Source organism: Pseudomonas lini, from assembly GCF_030812475.1.
GTDB classification, from domain to species: Bacteria; Pseudomonadota; Gammaproteobacteria; order Pseudomonadales; family Pseudomonadaceae; genus Aquipseudomonas; species Aquipseudomonas lini_A.
In genome coordinates, this window is the sequence record NZ_JAUSSR010000020.1 from 1 (window position 1) to 15513 (window position 15513).

Below are 15513 nucleotides of genomic sequence, written 5' to 3' on the forward strand. Positions count from 1 at the left end.
AGCGTAACCGCTGTCGAAAACTGCGTAACTCTTTGTTTACCAAGGAGTTTTCCGTTTCGACTGCGCCGGAAGTGGGGCGAATTATAGGCTTTCAGAATTTGCCGTCAAGCCTTAAATCCCGCTTTATTCGGATTTGAGCGTAATACGTGCAAATGCCTTCTTACCCGCCTGGCAAACATGGGTCGCGCCCAGTGCATATATAAAGGTGCGATCGACCACCTCGCCATCTATACGCACGCCACCCGAACCGAGCAGATCACGCGCCACGGCAGAATTCTTCACCAGGCCCGCCTTATTAAGGACGGCAGCGATCGGCATATCTTCAGTCGCAGTCAATTCGATTTCCGGCAGATCATCCGGCAGCTCGCCTTCCTTCATGCGATTGCCCGCCCCACGGTGAGCACTGGCTGCAGCCTCCTCGCCATGGAACCGCGCAACAATTTCTTCAGCCAGCTTGATCTTGATGTCTCGCGGATTGGCACCCGCCTCGACATCGGCACGGAACGCGTTGATCTCATCCATGGAGCGGAAGCTGAGCAATTCGAAGTAACGCCACATCAACACATCGGGGATGGACACCAGCTTGCTGTACATGACGCCCGGCGCTTCCTGGATACCGACGTAGTTGCCCAAGGACTTGGACATCTTCTTCACGCCATCCAGACCTTCGAGCAACGGCATGGTCAGAATGCACTGGGGCTCCTGACCATAACCACGCTGCAGCTCACGCCCCATCAGCAGGTTGAACTTCTGGTCGGTCCCGCCAAGCTCGACGTCCGCGCGCAATGCGACAGAGTCGTACCCCTGCACCAGCGGATAGAGGAACTCATGAATGGCAATCGGTTGGTTGGTCGTATAGCGCTTGTCGAAGTCGTCGCGCTCGAGCATGCGCGCAACGGTGTACTGCGAAGTCAGGCGGATGAAGTCAGCCGGCCCCATCTGATCCATCCAGGTGGAGTTGAACGCCACCTCGGTCTTGGCCGGATCAAGGATCTTGAACACCTGCGTCTTGTAGGTCTCGGCATTTTCGAGAACCTGCTCGCGAGTGAGCGGAGGACGCGTCGCGCTCTTGCCGCTTGGATCGCCGATCATCCCGGTGAAGTCACCTATAAGGAAGATCACCTGATGACCCAGGTCCTGGAACTGACGCAGCTTATTGATAAGCACAGTGTGGCCCAGATGCAAATCCGGCGCGGTCGGGTCGAAGCCCGCCTTGATACGCAGCGGCTGGCCACGCTTGAGCTTTTCGATCAGCTCGGACTCGACCAACAGTTCTTCCGCACCACGTTTGATCAGCGCTAGCTGCTCTTCAACCGACTTCATAACAAACCCGCAAGGCTCGAATTCAAAGGGGACCAACCATACAAGATCGCGCGTCAAATACAAAGTTTTGCCCGGCGCACGGACGCCAATCCACCGACAGAGCGTCCGCGGACTTGCTTCAGAGATGATTTGGTTATATTTTATACAGTTATTTCATCTTCATCATGTCATTCATCTTTTCCAATTCATCTTTTTTCAAAGTCAAACATTACCTATGACCAAAGAATCGTCTAAAGCGCCACCGCTTTACCCGAAGACCCACCTGCTCGCAGCGAGTGGCATCGCCGCGCTTTTGAGCCTGGCGCTTCTGGTATTCCCTTCCAGTGATGTTGAAGCCAAAAGAACGACCCTGAGTCTTGAACTGGAAAGCCCTGCTGAACAACTGACACAAGATCAAGACGCCGCTGAAGCCGTCCAGGCCACAAATGAGCAGCAAGCGTCGCCTTTCGCGCAGATCGAAAACACCAGCGAAGAGACTGCCGAAACCGCTCAGATCGAGCCTGCGCCTGCGTCCGCGCCTGCGCCAGTCATCGAAGAAAAGAAGGCGCCCAGCCACAGGGAAGTGATCGTCGCCAAAGGCGACACGCTCTCTACACTGTTCGAGAAAGTCGGCCTGCCCGCCACTGCAGTGCATGAAGTGCTGGCCAGTGGCAAACAAGCCAAGCTGTTCAGCCAACTCAAGCGCGGCCAGAAGCTCGAGTTCGAACTCAACCCGCAAGGCCAACTGATCAATCTGCACAGCAATGTCAGCGATCTTGAAACCATCAGCCTGACCAGGAACGACAAGGGTTATGCGTTCAACCGCATTACTGCCAAACCGACCGTGCGCTCGGCGTACGTTCACGGCGTGATCAACAGCTCGCTGTCGCAGTCGGCCGCTCGCGCCGGCTTGTCCCATAAAATGACCATGGACATGGCCAGTGTGTTTGGCTATGACGTCGACTTTGCCCAGGACATTCGCCCGGGTGACCAGTTCGACGTGATCTACGAACAGAAAGTCGTCAACGGCAAAGCCGTCGGCACCGGCCCGATCCTTTCCGCACGCTTCGTCAACCGCGGCAAGACTTACACCGCCGTGCGTTACACCAACAAACAAGGCAACACCAGCTACTACACCGCAGACGGCAACAGCATGCGCAAGGCGTTCATCCGTACGCCGGTGGACTTCGCCCGCATCAGCTCGAAATTCTCCATGGGCCGCAAGCACCCGATCCTGAACAAGATCCGCGCACATAAAGGTGTCGACTACGCGGCACCACGTGGCACCCCGATCAAGGCTGCAGGCGACGGCAAAGTATTGCTGGCCGGTCGCCGCGGGGGCTACGGCAATACCGTGATCATCCAGCACGGCAATACTTACCGCACGCTTTACGGCCACATGCAGGGTTTCGCCAAGGGCGTCAAAACCGGCGGCAGCGTCAAGCAGGGCCAGGTGATCGGTTATATCGGTACCACAGGACTCTCCACCGGCCCGCACTTGCACTATGAGTTCCAGGTCAATGGCGTGCACGTCGACCCACTGGGCCAGAAAGTGGCGATGGCCGATCCGATCTCCAAGGCCGAACGCGCTCGCTTCCTCGCGCAGAGTCAGCCATTGATGGCGCGCATGGATCAGGAGAAAGCCACCATGTTGGCTTCGAAGCGCTAAGCCATGACGCTCTATATAGGTGTGATGTCCGGGACCAGCCTTGACGGACTGGATATTGCGCTGATCGAGCAAACCCCGGCGATCAGACTGATCGCCACGCACTACATCCCGATGCCCGAGACCCTGCGCGCCGAGCTGCTTGGCTTGTGCGCCAGTGGCCCGGACGAGATCGCCCGCTCCGCCATCGCCCAGCAGAACTGGGTCAAGCTGGCCGCGCAAGGTATTCACGCCCTCCTGGATCAACAACACCTGAAACCTGCGGACATTCGCGCGATTGGCAGCCACGGCCAGACCATTCGCCATGAACCGTCGCGCGGGTTTACCGTGCAGATCGGCAACCCTGCCCTGCTGACCGAGCTGACCGGCATCACCGTTGTCAGCGACTTCCGCAGTCGCGACGTGGCGGCTGGTGGACAAGGCGCACCCTTGGTTCCGGCCTTTCACGAAGCGTTGTTCGAGGAACAGACAGGTAACCGCGCGGTGCTGAACGTCGGCGGCTTCAGCAATCTAAGCCTCATCGAACCAGGCAAACCGGTAGCCGGTTTCGACTGTGGTCCCGGCAATGTTCTGCTGGATGCCTGGATTCACCAGCAGCGCGGCGACTACTTCGATCGTGACGGTCAGTGGGCCGCCAGTGGCAAGGTCGAACCCGTCCTGCTGAAGGCATTGCTCAGCGATCCGTTTTTTGTGACCAAAGGCCCAAAAAGCACCGGTCGCGAGGTGTTCAACCTGCCATGGCTGACCCGTCACTTGTCACAGCTGCCCACTTTCGCCGCCGAAGACGTGCAGGCAACACTGCTTGAGCTGAGTGCACTGACCATCGTCGAGTCATTGCAAAGTGCTCAATCGGATACCCGGCAGTTACTGGTTTGCGGCGGTGGCGCACACAACACCACATTGATGGACCGCCTGGCCAGCCTGCTGCCCAAGGCAAACGTCAGCAGCACCGCGGCTTGCGGTGTCGACCCGGACTGGGTTGAAGCCATGGCCTTTGCCTGGCTGGCCCACTGCTGCCTGGAAGGCATTGCAGCCAATCGCCCCAGCGTCACCGGCGCCCGAGGCCTGCGCGTACTGGGCGCCATCTACCCCGCCTGATCCGAACACCGGACAGCAAAACGCCGCAGAGCCCTGAAGCCATGCGGCGCCTTGTGAAGCTCTACGCGATCAGATCGAGAACGAAGAGCCACAACCACAGGTGGTGGAGGCGTTCGGATTCTTGATGACGAAACGCGAACCTTCCAGACCTTCCTGATAATCCACCTCGGCTCCTGCCAGGTACTGGAAGCTCATCGGATCGACGACCAGACTCACACCCTCGCGCTCGACGATGGTGTCGTCATCGGCCACTTCTTCATCGAAGGTGAAGCCGTACTGAAAACCTGAACAACCGCCGCCCGTAACGAATACGCGCAGCTTCAAGCGATCATTCCCCTCTTCATCGACCAGGCTCTTCACCTTGTGCGCGGCACCGTGGGTGAATTGCAAAGCCGTGGGGGTGAAGGATTCGACGCTCATGCTGACTATCTCCCGGCGTTACGCCGCCATAATGCGTGATGACGTGCATTATCCGCTTCTCCTAGAAAATCGGTCAACTATTGTTACGGTATATCAATCAAACCCATCGCCCGTCCGGAATGCAAAAAGGCCCGTCAGACGGGCCTTTTTGTCGAGCACACTACAGACTTACGGCAGCATGCCGGCGTGGGACAGGCCCAGGCGCTCATCCAGTCCGAACAGAATGTTCAGGTTCTGTACCGCCTGACCCGACGCGCCTTTGACCAGATTATCGATCACCGACAACACCACCACCAGATCACCGTCCTGCGGCCGATGCACGGCAATCCGGCAAACGTTGGCACCGCGTACGCTGCGGGTTTCAGGATGACTGCCAGCAGGCATGACGTCGACGAACGGTTCATTGGCATAACGCTTTTCAAACAGCGCCTGCAAATCCACCGAGCGATCCACGACGGTGGCGTAGAGCGTCGAGTGAATGCCACGAATCATTGGCGTCAGGTGCGGGACGAAGGTCAGGCCGACGTCCTTGCCCGCTGCACGCCGCAGACCTTGGCGGATTTCCGGTAAGTGACGATGTCCTTTGACCGCGTAGGCCTTCATGCTCTCCGAGGTTTCGGAATACAGCGAACCGACAGAGGCGCCACGGCCGGCACCGCTGACACCGGATTTACAGTCTGCGATCAAGCGAGTGGTATCGGCCAGACCGGCTTCGAGCAACGGCAGGAAACCCAATTGCGTGGCCGTCGGGTAGCAACCCGGTACAGCGATCAGGCGAGCCTGCTTGATCTGTTCGCGATTGACTTCCGGCAAGCCGTAGACAGCCTCTTCCAGCAGCTGCGGCGCGCCGTGCGGCTGACCGTACCACTTGGCCCATTCATCGGCGTCTTGCAGACGAAAGTCGGCCGACAGGTCGATGACCTTGGTCCCGGCCGCGAGCAAGTCACCGGCCAAGGCATGGGCGACACCGTGAGGCGTTGCGAAGAACACCACGTCGCAGGCACCCAGGGTCTTGATGTCCGGAACGCTGAACGCCAGGCCATCGTAATGACCGCGCAGGTTCGGGTACATATCAGCCACGGCCAGACCGGCCTCGGATCGGGAAGTGATCACTGCCACTTCAGCTTGCGGATGCTGTGCCAACAAACGCAGCAATTCGACACCGGTGTAACCCGTGCCGCCGACGATACCGACCTTGACCATAAACCTGCCCTCAACGAACCCACTGGAAAGCCGTCGATAATAGGGCCCGTATCGTCCTGCGACAACCGCCAAGGTGACGTGCGGAGCCTCAAGGCTCTACTATCGCGCCTACCGTGAACCTGGGATTAACTAAAAAATGCTCTATCTATGGCTCAAAGCATTGCACATCGTCAGCATGGTCTGCTGGTTTGCCGGCTTGTTCTACCTGCCACGCCTGTTCGTCTACCACGCGCAAAGCGAGGACAACATCAGCAAGGAGCGCTTCAGCATCATGGAACGCAAGCTGTACCGTGGCATCATGGGGCCAGCGATGATCGCCACCCTGATTTTCGGCATCGCGCTGATCGCCTTGAACCCCGGCATATTCAGCCAGGGCGCCTGGATTCACGCGAAGTTGACGCTGGTGGTGATCCTGATCGGCTACCACCACATGTGCGGGGCCCAGGTAAAACGCTTTGCCCGTGGCGAAAACACCCGCAGCCATGTCTTTTATCGCTGGTTCAATGAAGTGCCGGTTCTGATATTGCTGGCTATCGTCATTCTGGTCGTCGTTCGGCCGTTCTGATCTCAAGCACAACTCTCCCCGGGGGACTTCCAATGTCGCTGCCCGCTTTGCTCGAACAACGTTTGCGCCTGCCCGTGGTGGCAGCGCCAATGTTCCTGATTTCCAACCCGCAATTGGTGCTCGCTTGCTGCCGCAATGGTGTGGTGGGCAGCTTTCCCGCGCTGAATCAGCGCGAAAGCAGTGGCTTCAAGGCCTGGCTGGAAGAAATCGAAGCAGGGTTGGCGACACTGGACAATCCTGCGCCTTACGCGGTGAACCTGATCGTCCACAACAGCAACCCGCGGCTGCAAGCGGACCTGGAGATCTGCATCGAGCACAAAGTGCCGATCGTGATTACCAGTCTTGGTGCCGTGAAGGAATTGGTCGATGCCGTCCACGGTTATGGCGGCCTGGTGTTCCACGACGTGACGACCCGCCGCCATGCCGAGAAAGCGGCCGAGGCCGGAGTCGACGGCTTGATCGCCGTGGCCGCGGGCGCCGGTGGACACGCAGGCACCTGGAGCCCGTTTTCGCTGATTGCCGAGATCCGCCAGTTCTTCGACAAGACCCTGCTGTTGGCCGGTTGCCTGAACCACGGTCACGAGATTCTTGCCGCGCAACTGCTCGGCGCGGACCTGGCCTACTTCGGTACACGATTCATCGGCACTACCGAAAGTCATGCCCCTGATGCCTACAAGCAGATGTTGCTGACCTCCAGAGCCGCGGACATCGTCCATACTCCAGCAGTGTCGGGCGTACCGGCGAGCTTCATGCGTCAAAGCCTGGAGGCTGCCGGTTTCGACATGGCGGCATTGCAAGGCAAGGGCGAGGTCAACTTCGGCTCCAAGCTCAAGCCGTTGAGCGATGAAGCCAAAGCCTGGAAAACCGTATGGTCCGCGGGGCAGGGCGTCGGCGACATCGATGACCTGCCGAGCGTTGATCAATTGGTTGCCCGTCTGGACGATGAATACCGCGAGGCCCTGGAACGCGCGACGCAACTGCGTGAGCACTGGCCGCGCTGACAGGACAACCCGGCCAGTCGCTTTCGGCTGGCCTTCCACTGCGGCCGCGCCACACTCCATTCAAATTTTTCGCGACAAGGATGCCTCGCAATGAGCGAACACCGTTACAAGATCGTATTTGACGGCGCTCTGCTGCCCGGTGTCGAAATCACCACTGCCAAACTCAAGCTTGCCGAACTGTTCAAAACCGATGTCGTTGCCATCGAGCGGCTGTTCAGTGGTCGACCGGTTGCACTCAAGCGCGACCTGTCACAGTCAGATGCCCAGACTTATCTGCAGGCACTGACGAAAACCGGCATCGCCGCCCGGATCGAAAGTGAAACCCAGGTCGAGCTGAACCTGTCAGACGTGCACCAATACACGCCTGCCCACCCTCCTCTATCGACAGATCCGGATTCACCCTACGCACCGCCACGAGCGGCCGTCGGCGAGGCGCTACCGGAATTCGCAACGCTCAAGGCGTTCAGTTTCGAAGGCCGTATCGGCCGCTTGCGCTATCTGGCCTGGACAATGGTCCTGATGCTGGTGACGCTTGGCATCGGCGCCGTACTCGGGGTTTTCGGCCTCGCCCTTATCAGTACGGACTCCAGCGCCGGCCTGATTCTCGGGGGTCTGCTGGCTTTTATTCTCATCGTCGTACTCGGTTTCGTCAGCATCCAGTTCAGCGTTCAGCGTCTGCATGATATCGGCTGGTCCGGCTGGCTCTGGCTGCTGACGCTCGTGCCGTTCGTGGGCAGCTTCTTTCCGTTCGTGATGATGATCATGCCGGGCAACAACACCGCCAATCGGTACGGTGCGCCACCACCGCCCAACAGCACAGCGGTCAAGGTCCTGTCTGCGTTATGGCTGGTGGTTGTCGCGATCCTGTTCATCGGCGGACTGACCGGTGGGCTCACTGCGATCCAGAGCGAATACGAAAGTGCCGCCGAGAGCCGCTACGAAAGTGACTCGGCCACCCTTGAAGAGATCGAAGATCAAACCGCCGTGGAAGCAGAGCCTGCGCCAAATTCAGCTGACGATGCAGCCGAAGAAGCCCGGCCCCCTGTAGACTCTGCGAAAGAATGAACAGCGCTTCCCGCCCGTGACACCTGCGTCGCCGGCGCGTAGCTGTTGCGATGGAGAACTGCATGACCCGTTACGCTCTGATCACTGGCGCTTCCAGCGGCATCGGCCTGGCGATGGCCGAAGCGCTGGCCCGGCGCGGCCGCAGCCTGATTCTGGTGGCTCGACAGCGTGATCAGCTGGAAAGCATTGCGATCGAACTGACTCAGCGTTTTGGCGTGGAAGTGTTATTCCGGGCCTGTGACCTGGGTGAACCGTTGCGCCTGTCCGGGTTTCTGCTGGAACTGGAGGAAGGTGACCGCCAGATCGATCTGCTGGTCAACTGCGCCGGCATGGGTACCTGTGGCCCATTCCTGGCCCAGGACTGGATGACCGAGCAGGATCTGATCGAAGTGAATATTCTCGCCCTCACCCGCCTGTGTCATGCGGTCGGCAACAGCATGGCCTTGCAGGGAGGCGGGCAGATTCTGAACGTCGCCTCGATCGCCGCATTCCATCCGGGCCCGTGGATGAGCACTTATTACGCCAGCAAAGCCTATGTATTGCACTTTTCCGAAGGGTTGCGCGTCGAGCTGAAGAAATGTGCGGTGAGGGTGTCGGTGCTCTGCCCTGGCCCGACTCGCACCGCATTCTTCCGTACCGCGCAACTGGACACAGAGAAACTGGTCGACAGCAAACTGCTGATGAGCCCCGAAGAAGTCGCGCTTTATACCGTGCGTGCACTGGAGAAAAATCGTGCCATCATCATTCCGGGCCGGCGCAACCGCTGGCGCGCCTTTCTGCCGCGGCTCGGCTCACGTTGGCTGACCCGGACAATCGCCGGCATCGTCAACAAGGCCTACTGCCCGCGCTGAATGGACCTTTGGTAAAACACTGGGCTGGCGCATCTCCCATGAGTACACTCAGGCCAGCCCAAACAACGGAGAAACTGCTGTGGATACTCTGTTCACCAAGATCATCAACCGGGAAATCCCGGCGAAGATCATCTACGAGGACGACCAGGTACTGGCCTTCCATGATATCGCCCCACAGGCACCGGTACATTTCCTGGTGATCCCGAAAAAAGCGGTGCGCACCCTGAACGACCTCACCGAGGACGACAAGGCGTTGGCCGGGCATATTCTGTTCACTGCCCAGCGCCTGGCGCTGGAACTGGGCTGCGAAGAAGGCTTCCGTGTGGTCATGAACTGCAATCCGCTGGGCGGGCAGACGGTCTATCACATTCATATGCATGTACTCGGGCAGCGCCAGATGCATTGGCCACCGGGCTGATTTACCACCGTCCTCTGTAGGTGCTGCGGTGCGGCGGTCCGACTTGCCAGCGATGGCGTGCGATAGATCACCTCAATATCGGAGGCTGCCATCGCCAGCAAGCCGGCTCCTACAGAACACGCCTGCGACGCAATGACCCAGCACAAACCTTCCCCTGCCGATTGGGTTAAACTGGCCGCCGAGATTCTTCCCGGAGGTCAGCATGACTACCCAGCGTCACTACTCGCCGATTGACCGTCTTCTTCTGCAAGCCGATGCCGCGATGCGTACCCTGCTGCCCTCCAGCAGCCAGCCATACCGTCCGTCGCCCGCCATCGTGCAGCCGGATGCAAAAATGAGCGACGTAGACACCCGGCACGTCGCCGGCCTGATGCGCATCAACCATACCGGCGAAGTCTGTGCCCAGGCGCTGTATCAAGGTCAAGCCCTGACCGCCAAACTGCCACAAGTGCGGGCCGCCATGGAACACGCCGCCGAAGAAGAAATCGATCACCTGGTCTGGTGCGAGCAACGCATCCACCAGTTGGGTAGTCACACCAGCATCCTCAATCCACTGTTCTATGGCATGTCGTTCGGGATCGGCGCGGTGGCCGGGTTGATCAGCGATAAAGTCAGCCTGGGGTTCGTGGCGGCTACCGAGCATCAAGTCTGCAAGCATTTGAACGAACACCTAGAGCAACTGCCCGCGGAGGATGAAAAGTCCCGGGCGATCCTCGAGCAGATGCGCATCGATGAAGAGCAGCATGCTGAAAGCGCGCTGGATGCCGGCGGCTTCCGCTTTCCGGCGCCAGTGAAATTCGGTATGAGTCTGTTGGCCAAGGTGATGACCAAGAGTACTTATCGGATCTGATGGTTGCGAGGCTTGCCAGGGCTCTTCGCGGACAAGTCGGATCGCAGCATCGCCGCTCCCGCAAGGGTGGAATTTCAAGAATAAAAAGGCGACTGCCGTGAGGGAGCCGCCTTTTTTATTAACTTAAGTTTCAGGCTGCCATGTTGCCCGGCCATTCAACCGAGCTCTACGATCTCGTATTCGTGGGTGATTTCGACTCCGGCGGCGCCGAGCATGATCGATGCCGAACAATATTTCTCTGCAGACAGTTCGACAGCTCGTTTGACCTGGGCTTCTTTCAACCCACGGCCTTTGACCACAAAGCGCATGTGGATTTTGGTAAACACTTTCGGATCCTCGGTCGCGCGTTCGGCGTCCAGGAAAGCTTCGCAGCTTTCAACAGCCTGGCGGGACTTCTTGAGAATGCTGACCACGTCGAAATTACTGCAACCGCCCACACCCAGGAGGAGCATTTCCATTGGCCGGACACCCAGGTTGCGTCCGCCGGCTTCGGGCGGACCGTCCATGACCACGACATGACCGCTGCCGGATTCGCCGAGGAACATGGCTTCGCCAGCCCATTGGATGCGTGCCTTCATCGCCAAGACTCCACTGTATAAAAAAGGGTCGCCAGCTTAGCACAGGGCCCATGATTGACAGCGCTCGCCTTCCTGGGACATAACCATACGCGCCGTTGGTCAATGCTCGAATATTGCAGGAAGTGTCTGTTAAGCTGGCGCCAATGAGCTGGCGCATAGCCAGCCTCGTTACTGACAGCAAAGATTGCAGGCTTCGCCAGCGCCAAAAAAACAAACACGCCCTGCGGTCTTCTCGGAAATACGCCATGGTTGCTATTGCGCCCACGCCCAAAATCAAAAACCTCGACAAACTGTTGATGCATTGCCAGCGCCGTCGCTATCAGGCCAAGACCAATATCATTTGCGCAGGGGATCGCTCGGACACTCTGTTTTTTATCATCAAAGGCTCTGTCACTATACTGATCGAGGACGACGATGGTCGCGAAATGATCATTGCCTATCTGAACGTCGGGGACTTTTTCGGTGAACTGGGTCTATTCGAACAGGCTGGCCTGGAACAGGAACGCAGTGCCTGGGTGCGCGCCAAGATAGAATGTGAAGTTGCGGAAATCAGCTATGCAAAATTCCGCGAACTGTCCCGGCAAGATCCGGACATTCTTTACGTACTCAGCGGCCAAATCGCACAACGTCTGCGCAACACCACCCGCAAGGTGGGAGACCTGGCGTTTTTTGACGTGACCGGACGTGTTGCTCGCTGCCTGCTGGAACTGTGCAAACAGCCAGACGCCATGACCCACCCCGACGGCATGCAGATCAAGGTGACCCGTCAGGAAATCGGGAGGATTGTAGGCTGCTCCCGTGAGATGGTCGGTCGCGTGCTCAAGGATCTGGAGGAGCGCAACCTGGTCGATGTCAAAGGCAAGACCATGGTGGTCTTCGGTACGCGCTAGGCTCAAAGACTCAAGCGTTGGAACTCAAGTCCCGAGCATCTCGGCCAGCAATTGACGGTACAGCCCGTCGAGCCGTTCCAGCGCATCCGGGACGGCGAATTTCTCATGCAGGGCGATGTGGCTCTCGGCGCGAACCCGCTGGTCCAGACCGCACGCTTCATTGAAGCGATTGACCGCCGCGACCATCGACTCGCGTTCGTCATCGAGCAACAAAGCCCCGTGCACCAACCCCACCGGACGCGAACCACCCTTGCTCTGGCGCCAGCGCTGAGCGGTGCCGACCATCTTGCGACCATCGAGGTTGACGTTGAAACGGCCATCGCAGAATGCGCCTTCGACTTCACCCAGGGATGAAACACCGCCCAGCTCATCCAGCAGCTGACAGATCGGATCGCAGAGTCGTCGGTAGGCGGTTTCGATCCGATTCTGATCGCCCTCGCTACGCGGTGGTGCATAGACCAGCGCGATGTTGATGGTTGATGGCGATTGCGGTACGGGCTCGCCGCCGGTTTCGCGCAACAACACAGGCCAACCCGCCGCCGCCGACACCTTGCACGCGGCGTCGAAACCGGGCAGACGATTCAACCGGCGCGGCATGACCAATGCCCGGTCGTTGGGTTGCCAGTACAGCAGGCCAAATTCCGAGTCACCAGTGCAGACATGGGCCAACAGGTCCTGTTCGGCAAGCAGGCCGGTTTCGACAGTCAGAGAGGTTGGATGGAACATGTATGACTCCGTAAGATATGAAGTCTTTGGGGGGCTCGATGGACTCTTCGCGGGCAAGCCCGCTCCTGCAGGGGATCGGGTTGCCAGCGAAAATGTAAGTCAGTCGAGCGTCGAGCCGCTGACAGGGACACCGCGCTCAGGGAAAAACAGACGCTGCAACTCGGTGCCCGGGTTTTCGGCGCGCATGAACGCCTCGCCGACCAGGAACGCATACACGTCGCTGATTTCCATCAGTTCGACATCGGCTCGATTGAGAATGCCGCTTTCGGTAATCACCAATCGATCACGCGGGATACGCGGCAACAGATCAAGCGTGGTTTCCAGATTGACGTCGAAGGTGTGCAGGTTACGGTTGTTGACGCCGACCAGCGGGGTATCGAGTGTCTTCAACGCCCGCTCCAGCTCATCGCCGTCATGGACTTCCACCAGCACATCGAGGCCGACACTTTTGGCCACGGCCGCCAGCTCGGCCATTTTCACGTCATCCAATGCGGAAACGATCAACAGCACGCAGTCAGCGCCCAAGGCACGGGCTTCGACGATCTGATAGGGATCGATCATGAAATCCTTGCGGATCACCGGCAGTTTGCACGCCGCACGCGCCTGCTGCAGATATGCATCGGCGCCTTGGAAGTAATCGATATCGGTGAGCACCGACAGGCAGGTCGCCCCGCCCCGCTCATAGCTGATGGCAATGTCGGCAGGAACGAAGTTCTCGCGGATCACGCCTTTGCTTGGCGAGGCTTTCTTGATTTCAGCAATGACTGCAGGCTGCTTTAGCTTGGCCTGATCGATCAATGCCTTGGCAAACCCACGGGGTGCATCGGCCATCTTGGCCAGATTTTCCAGTTCGGCAAGGCTCACCCGAGCACTGCGCTCGGCGACTTCTTCGACCTTGCGGGCCAGAATGTTTTCCAGAACCGTCGGCACACTCATCCCTCGTTCTCCACCTTGAATACTGCGGTAAATGCACCCAACTCCTCGAGTTTTTCCCGAGCGAGGCCGGTGTGCAGCGCATCGTGCGCCAGGGCAACGCCCTCTTTTAAAGTGCTGGCCAGGTCGGCGGCATACAGCGCGGCACCGGCATTGAGCACGATCATCTCGGCGGCTTTCTGACCGTTTTCGGTCTTGCGCTTGCCCAGGGCATCGCGAATCAGTTCAAGTGACTGGGCCGGACTTTCAACCACCAGGCCATACAAGCTCTGGCTCTTTATACCGAGGTCCTCCGGCTGGACCCAGTATTCTGTTATTTCGTCGTTTTTCAGATCAGCCACGTAGGTGGGGGCCGCCAGGCTGAACTCGTCCAGACCGTCCTGGGAATGCACCACCAGCACATGTTTGCTGCCCAGACGCTGCAACACCTCGGCCAATGGCCGGCACAACGCCTGATTGAACACACCCACTACCTGATGTTTCACCCCGGCCGGATTCGTAAGCGGGCCGAGCATGTTGAACAACGTACGCAAGCCCAACTCCCGGCGAGGGCCGGCAGCGTACTTCATGGCACTGTGGTGGGTCTGGGCAAACATGAATCCGATGCCGACGTTATCGATGCAGCGTGCCACTTGAACCGGCGTCAGGTTCAGGTAGATGCCCGCCGCCTCCAACAGGTCGGCACTGCCGCTTTTACCCGAGACCGCACGGTTACCGTGCTTCGCCACGGTGCAACCGGCCGCTGCGACGACAAACGAAGACGCGGTGGATACGTTGAAGATGTTTGCGCCGTCACCGCCGGTGCCGACGACATCGACGACGCCGTCCAGGGTCTTGAGTTCGACTTTGTCTGCCAGCTCGCGCATGACCGACACCGCCCCGACGATCTCATCGATGCTCTCGCTCTTCATGCGCATGGCCATCATGAACGCGCCAATCTGCGCATCGGTACACTGCCCGGTCATGATTTCACGCATCACATCGCGCATTTCGTCGGTGCTGAGGTCGAGCTGCTCGACGATACGGCTCAGGGCTGTCTTGATATTCATTTAACGTCCTTAGCGCGTGCCGCCGGTTTGTTTGAGGAAGTTGGCGAGCAGCTCGTGACCCTGTTCGGTCAGGATCGACTCAGGGTGGAACTGCACGCCTTCAATGTTCAATGTCTTATGGCGCAGGCCCATGATCTCATCCACCGAGCCGTCTTCCAGCTGGGTCCAGGCAGTCAGCTCGAGGCAGTCCGGCAGGGTTTCGCGCTTGACGATCAGCGAGTGATAGCGGGTGACCGTCAGCGGATGATTCAAACCTTCGAAAACGCCCTTGTCCTCGTGAAACACCGGACTTGTCTTGCCGTGCATGACGTGACGGGCACGGACCACATCCCCGCCAAACGCCTGACCGATGGATTGATGGCCCAGGCATACCCCCAGGATCGGCAGTTTGCCGGCGAAATGCTTGATCGCTTCGATCGAGATACCTGCCTCGGTCGGGGTGCAGGGACCGGGTGAGACGACGATCCGCTCCGGATTGAGGGCTTCGATCTGGGCAATGGTGAGCTCATCGTTGCGCACCACTTTGACCTGGGAGCCGAGCTCGCCCAGGTACTGCACAACGTTGTAGGTAAAAGAGTCGTAGTTATCGATCATCAGCAACATGGCGTTAAGAACCTCTTGAATTCACTGACTTTAATACGGCCTTCAAAGGATTTGCCCGCAGCGTCCTGCACTTTGTCAGTCGCTGGAATCGCGCAGCAAAGCGGTTTGTCTTGCGGGTAAAGAAGGCAAAGCGGTAAAGATCCGGCCGGGCCGGCAGAAGGATTCAGGCGCGCCAACGCCAACGGGCGTGTGCCTTGATGACTTGATCCAGGAGTTTGCTGACGATCAACACGGGGATGGTCTCATTTATACGTATTGGCACAGTAACTTAGCTGGGCAGAGCGTGCAATATGGG

General features: G+C 58.7%; 17 protein-coding genes. 9 read left to right on the plus strand and 8 right to left on the minus strand.

Going from position 1 to position 15513, the window contains the following annotated elements; genetic code table 11:
• Nucleotides 1–123 precede the first annotated feature (123 nt).
• Nucleotides 124–1323, minus strand: coding sequence for a tyrosine--tRNA ligase (gene tyrS, locus J2W17_RS28540; RefSeq protein WP_307342828.1), 1200 nt, complete (start codon nucleotides 1321–1323; stop codon nucleotides 124–126).
• A gap of 214 nt (nucleotides 1324–1537) precedes the next feature.
• On the opposite strand from tyrS, the gene J2W17_RS28545 reads away from it, so the two are divergent.
• Both J2W17_RS28545 and J2W17_RS28550 read left to right on the plus strand, forming a co-directional pair.
• Nucleotides 1538–2971, plus strand: a complete 1434-nt coding sequence (locus J2W17_RS28545) for a peptidoglycan DD-metalloendopeptidase family protein (RefSeq protein ID WP_307342831.1) — start codon at nucleotides 1538–1540, stop codon at nucleotides 2969–2971.
• A 3-nt stretch (nucleotides 2972–2974) separates the two neighbouring features.
• A complete protein-coding gene (locus tag J2W17_RS28550) occupies nucleotides 2975–4066 on the plus strand; it encodes an anhydro-N-acetylmuramic acid kinase (RefSeq protein WP_307342834.1) in 1092 nt (363 codons plus the stop codon).
• 69 nt (nucleotides 4067–4135) lie between these two features.
• Here the strand turns inward: J2W17_RS28550 and erpA are convergent, their stop codons facing one another.
• Both erpA and argC read right to left on the minus strand, forming a co-directional pair.
• Complete coding sequence (gene erpA / locus J2W17_RS28555) at nucleotides 4136–4486, minus strand: iron-sulfur cluster insertion protein ErpA (protein WP_007947969.1); 351 nt, start codon at nucleotides 4484–4486, stop codon at nucleotides 4136–4138.
• 168 nt (nucleotides 4487–4654) lie between these two features.
• Nucleotides 4655–5689 (minus strand): N-acetyl-gamma-glutamyl-phosphate reductase, encoded by a 1035-nt coding sequence (gene argC, locus J2W17_RS28560; protein ID WP_150784927.1) that lies wholly within the window; start codon nucleotides 5687–5689, stop codon nucleotides 4655–4657.
• A gap of 136 nt (nucleotides 5690–5825) precedes the next feature.
• Here argC and hemJ point away from each other — a divergent pair, with 136 nt between their 5' ends.
• The 6 genes from hemJ to coq7 all read left to right on the plus strand — a co-directional run bounded on the left by hemJ (nucleotide 5826) and on the right by coq7 (nucleotide 10439).
• Nucleotides 5826–6254: a protoporphyrinogen oxidase HemJ gene (hemJ, locus tag J2W17_RS28565; protein ID WP_307342842.1), complete on the plus strand. Its 429-nt coding sequence runs from the start codon at nucleotides 5826–5828 to the stop codon at nucleotides 6252–6254.
• A 32-nt stretch (nucleotides 6255–6286) separates the two neighbouring features.
• On the plus strand, nucleotides 6287–7255 hold the full coding sequence (locus J2W17_RS28570; RefSeq protein WP_307342844.1) for an NAD(P)H-dependent flavin oxidoreductase: 969 nt from the start codon (nucleotides 6287–6289) through the stop codon (nucleotides 7253–7255).
• Between the two features lie 90 nt (nucleotides 7256–7345).
• The gene (locus J2W17_RS28575; protein ID WP_307342847.1) at nucleotides 7346–8320 is read left to right on the plus strand and encodes a DUF805 domain-containing protein; all 975 of its coding nucleotides are present in this window, start codon (nucleotides 7346–7348) and stop codon (nucleotides 8318–8320) included.
• A 62-nt stretch (nucleotides 8321–8382) separates the two neighbouring features.
• A complete protein-coding gene (locus J2W17_RS28580) occupies nucleotides 8383–9171 on the plus strand; it encodes an SDR family NAD(P)-dependent oxidoreductase (RefSeq protein ID WP_307342850.1) in 789 nt (262 codons plus the stop codon).
• 79 nt (nucleotides 9172–9250) lie between these two features.
• Entirely contained in the window at nucleotides 9251–9589 is a 339-nt protein-coding gene (locus tag J2W17_RS28585) for a histidine triad nucleotide-binding protein (RefSeq protein ID WP_008147240.1), read from the plus strand.
• Nucleotides 9590–9791: 202 nt separating this feature from the next.
• Nucleotides 9792–10439 (plus strand): 2-polyprenyl-3-methyl-6-methoxy-1,4-benzoquinone monooxygenase, encoded by a 648-nt coding sequence (gene coq7, locus J2W17_RS28590; protein ID WP_307342853.1) that lies wholly within the window; start codon nucleotides 9792–9794, stop codon nucleotides 10437–10439.
• A gap of 155 nt (nucleotides 10440–10594) precedes the next feature.
• On the opposite strand, the gene J2W17_RS28595 is transcribed toward coq7, so the two are convergent.
• Nucleotides 10595–11017, minus strand: coding sequence for an OsmC family protein (locus J2W17_RS28595; RefSeq protein WP_150768031.1), 423 nt, complete (start codon nucleotides 11015–11017; stop codon nucleotides 10595–10597).
• Nucleotides 11018–11262: 245 nt separating this feature from the next.
• On the opposite strand from J2W17_RS28595, the gene crp reads away from it, so the two are divergent.
• On the plus strand, nucleotides 11263–11907 hold the full coding sequence (crp, locus tag J2W17_RS28600; protein WP_307342856.1) for a cAMP-activated global transcriptional regulator CRP: 645 nt from the start codon (nucleotides 11263–11265) through the stop codon (nucleotides 11905–11907).
• Nucleotides 11908–11931: 24 nt separating this feature from the next.
• Here crp and J2W17_RS28605 read toward each other — a convergent pair whose 3' ends face one another.
• The 4 genes from J2W17_RS28605 to J2W17_RS28620 form a co-directional block, all read right to left on the minus strand.
• On the minus strand, nucleotides 11932–12633 hold the full coding sequence (locus tag J2W17_RS28605) for a lipoate--protein ligase family protein (RefSeq protein ID WP_307342859.1): 702 nt from the start codon (nucleotides 12631–12633) through the stop codon (nucleotides 11932–11934).
• A 99-nt stretch (nucleotides 12634–12732) separates the two neighbouring features.
• Nucleotides 12733–13569: an indole-3-glycerol phosphate synthase TrpC gene (trpC, locus tag J2W17_RS28610; RefSeq protein WP_307342862.1), complete on the minus strand. Its 837-nt coding sequence runs from the start codon at nucleotides 13567–13569 to the stop codon at nucleotides 12733–12735.
• Nucleotides 13566–14615 (minus strand): anthranilate phosphoribosyltransferase, encoded by a 1050-nt coding sequence (gene trpD, locus J2W17_RS28615; protein ID WP_307342865.1) that lies wholly within the window; start codon nucleotides 14613–14615, stop codon nucleotides 13566–13568. The genes trpC and trpD overlap by 4 nt, the downstream gene beginning before the upstream one ends.
• Nucleotides 14616–14624: 9 nt before the next feature.
• Nucleotides 14625–15218 (minus strand): aminodeoxychorismate/anthranilate synthase component II, encoded by a 594-nt coding sequence (locus J2W17_RS28620; protein WP_064680081.1) that lies wholly within the window; start codon nucleotides 15216–15218, stop codon nucleotides 14625–14627.
• Between the last annotated feature and the right edge of the window lie 295 nt (nucleotides 15219–15513).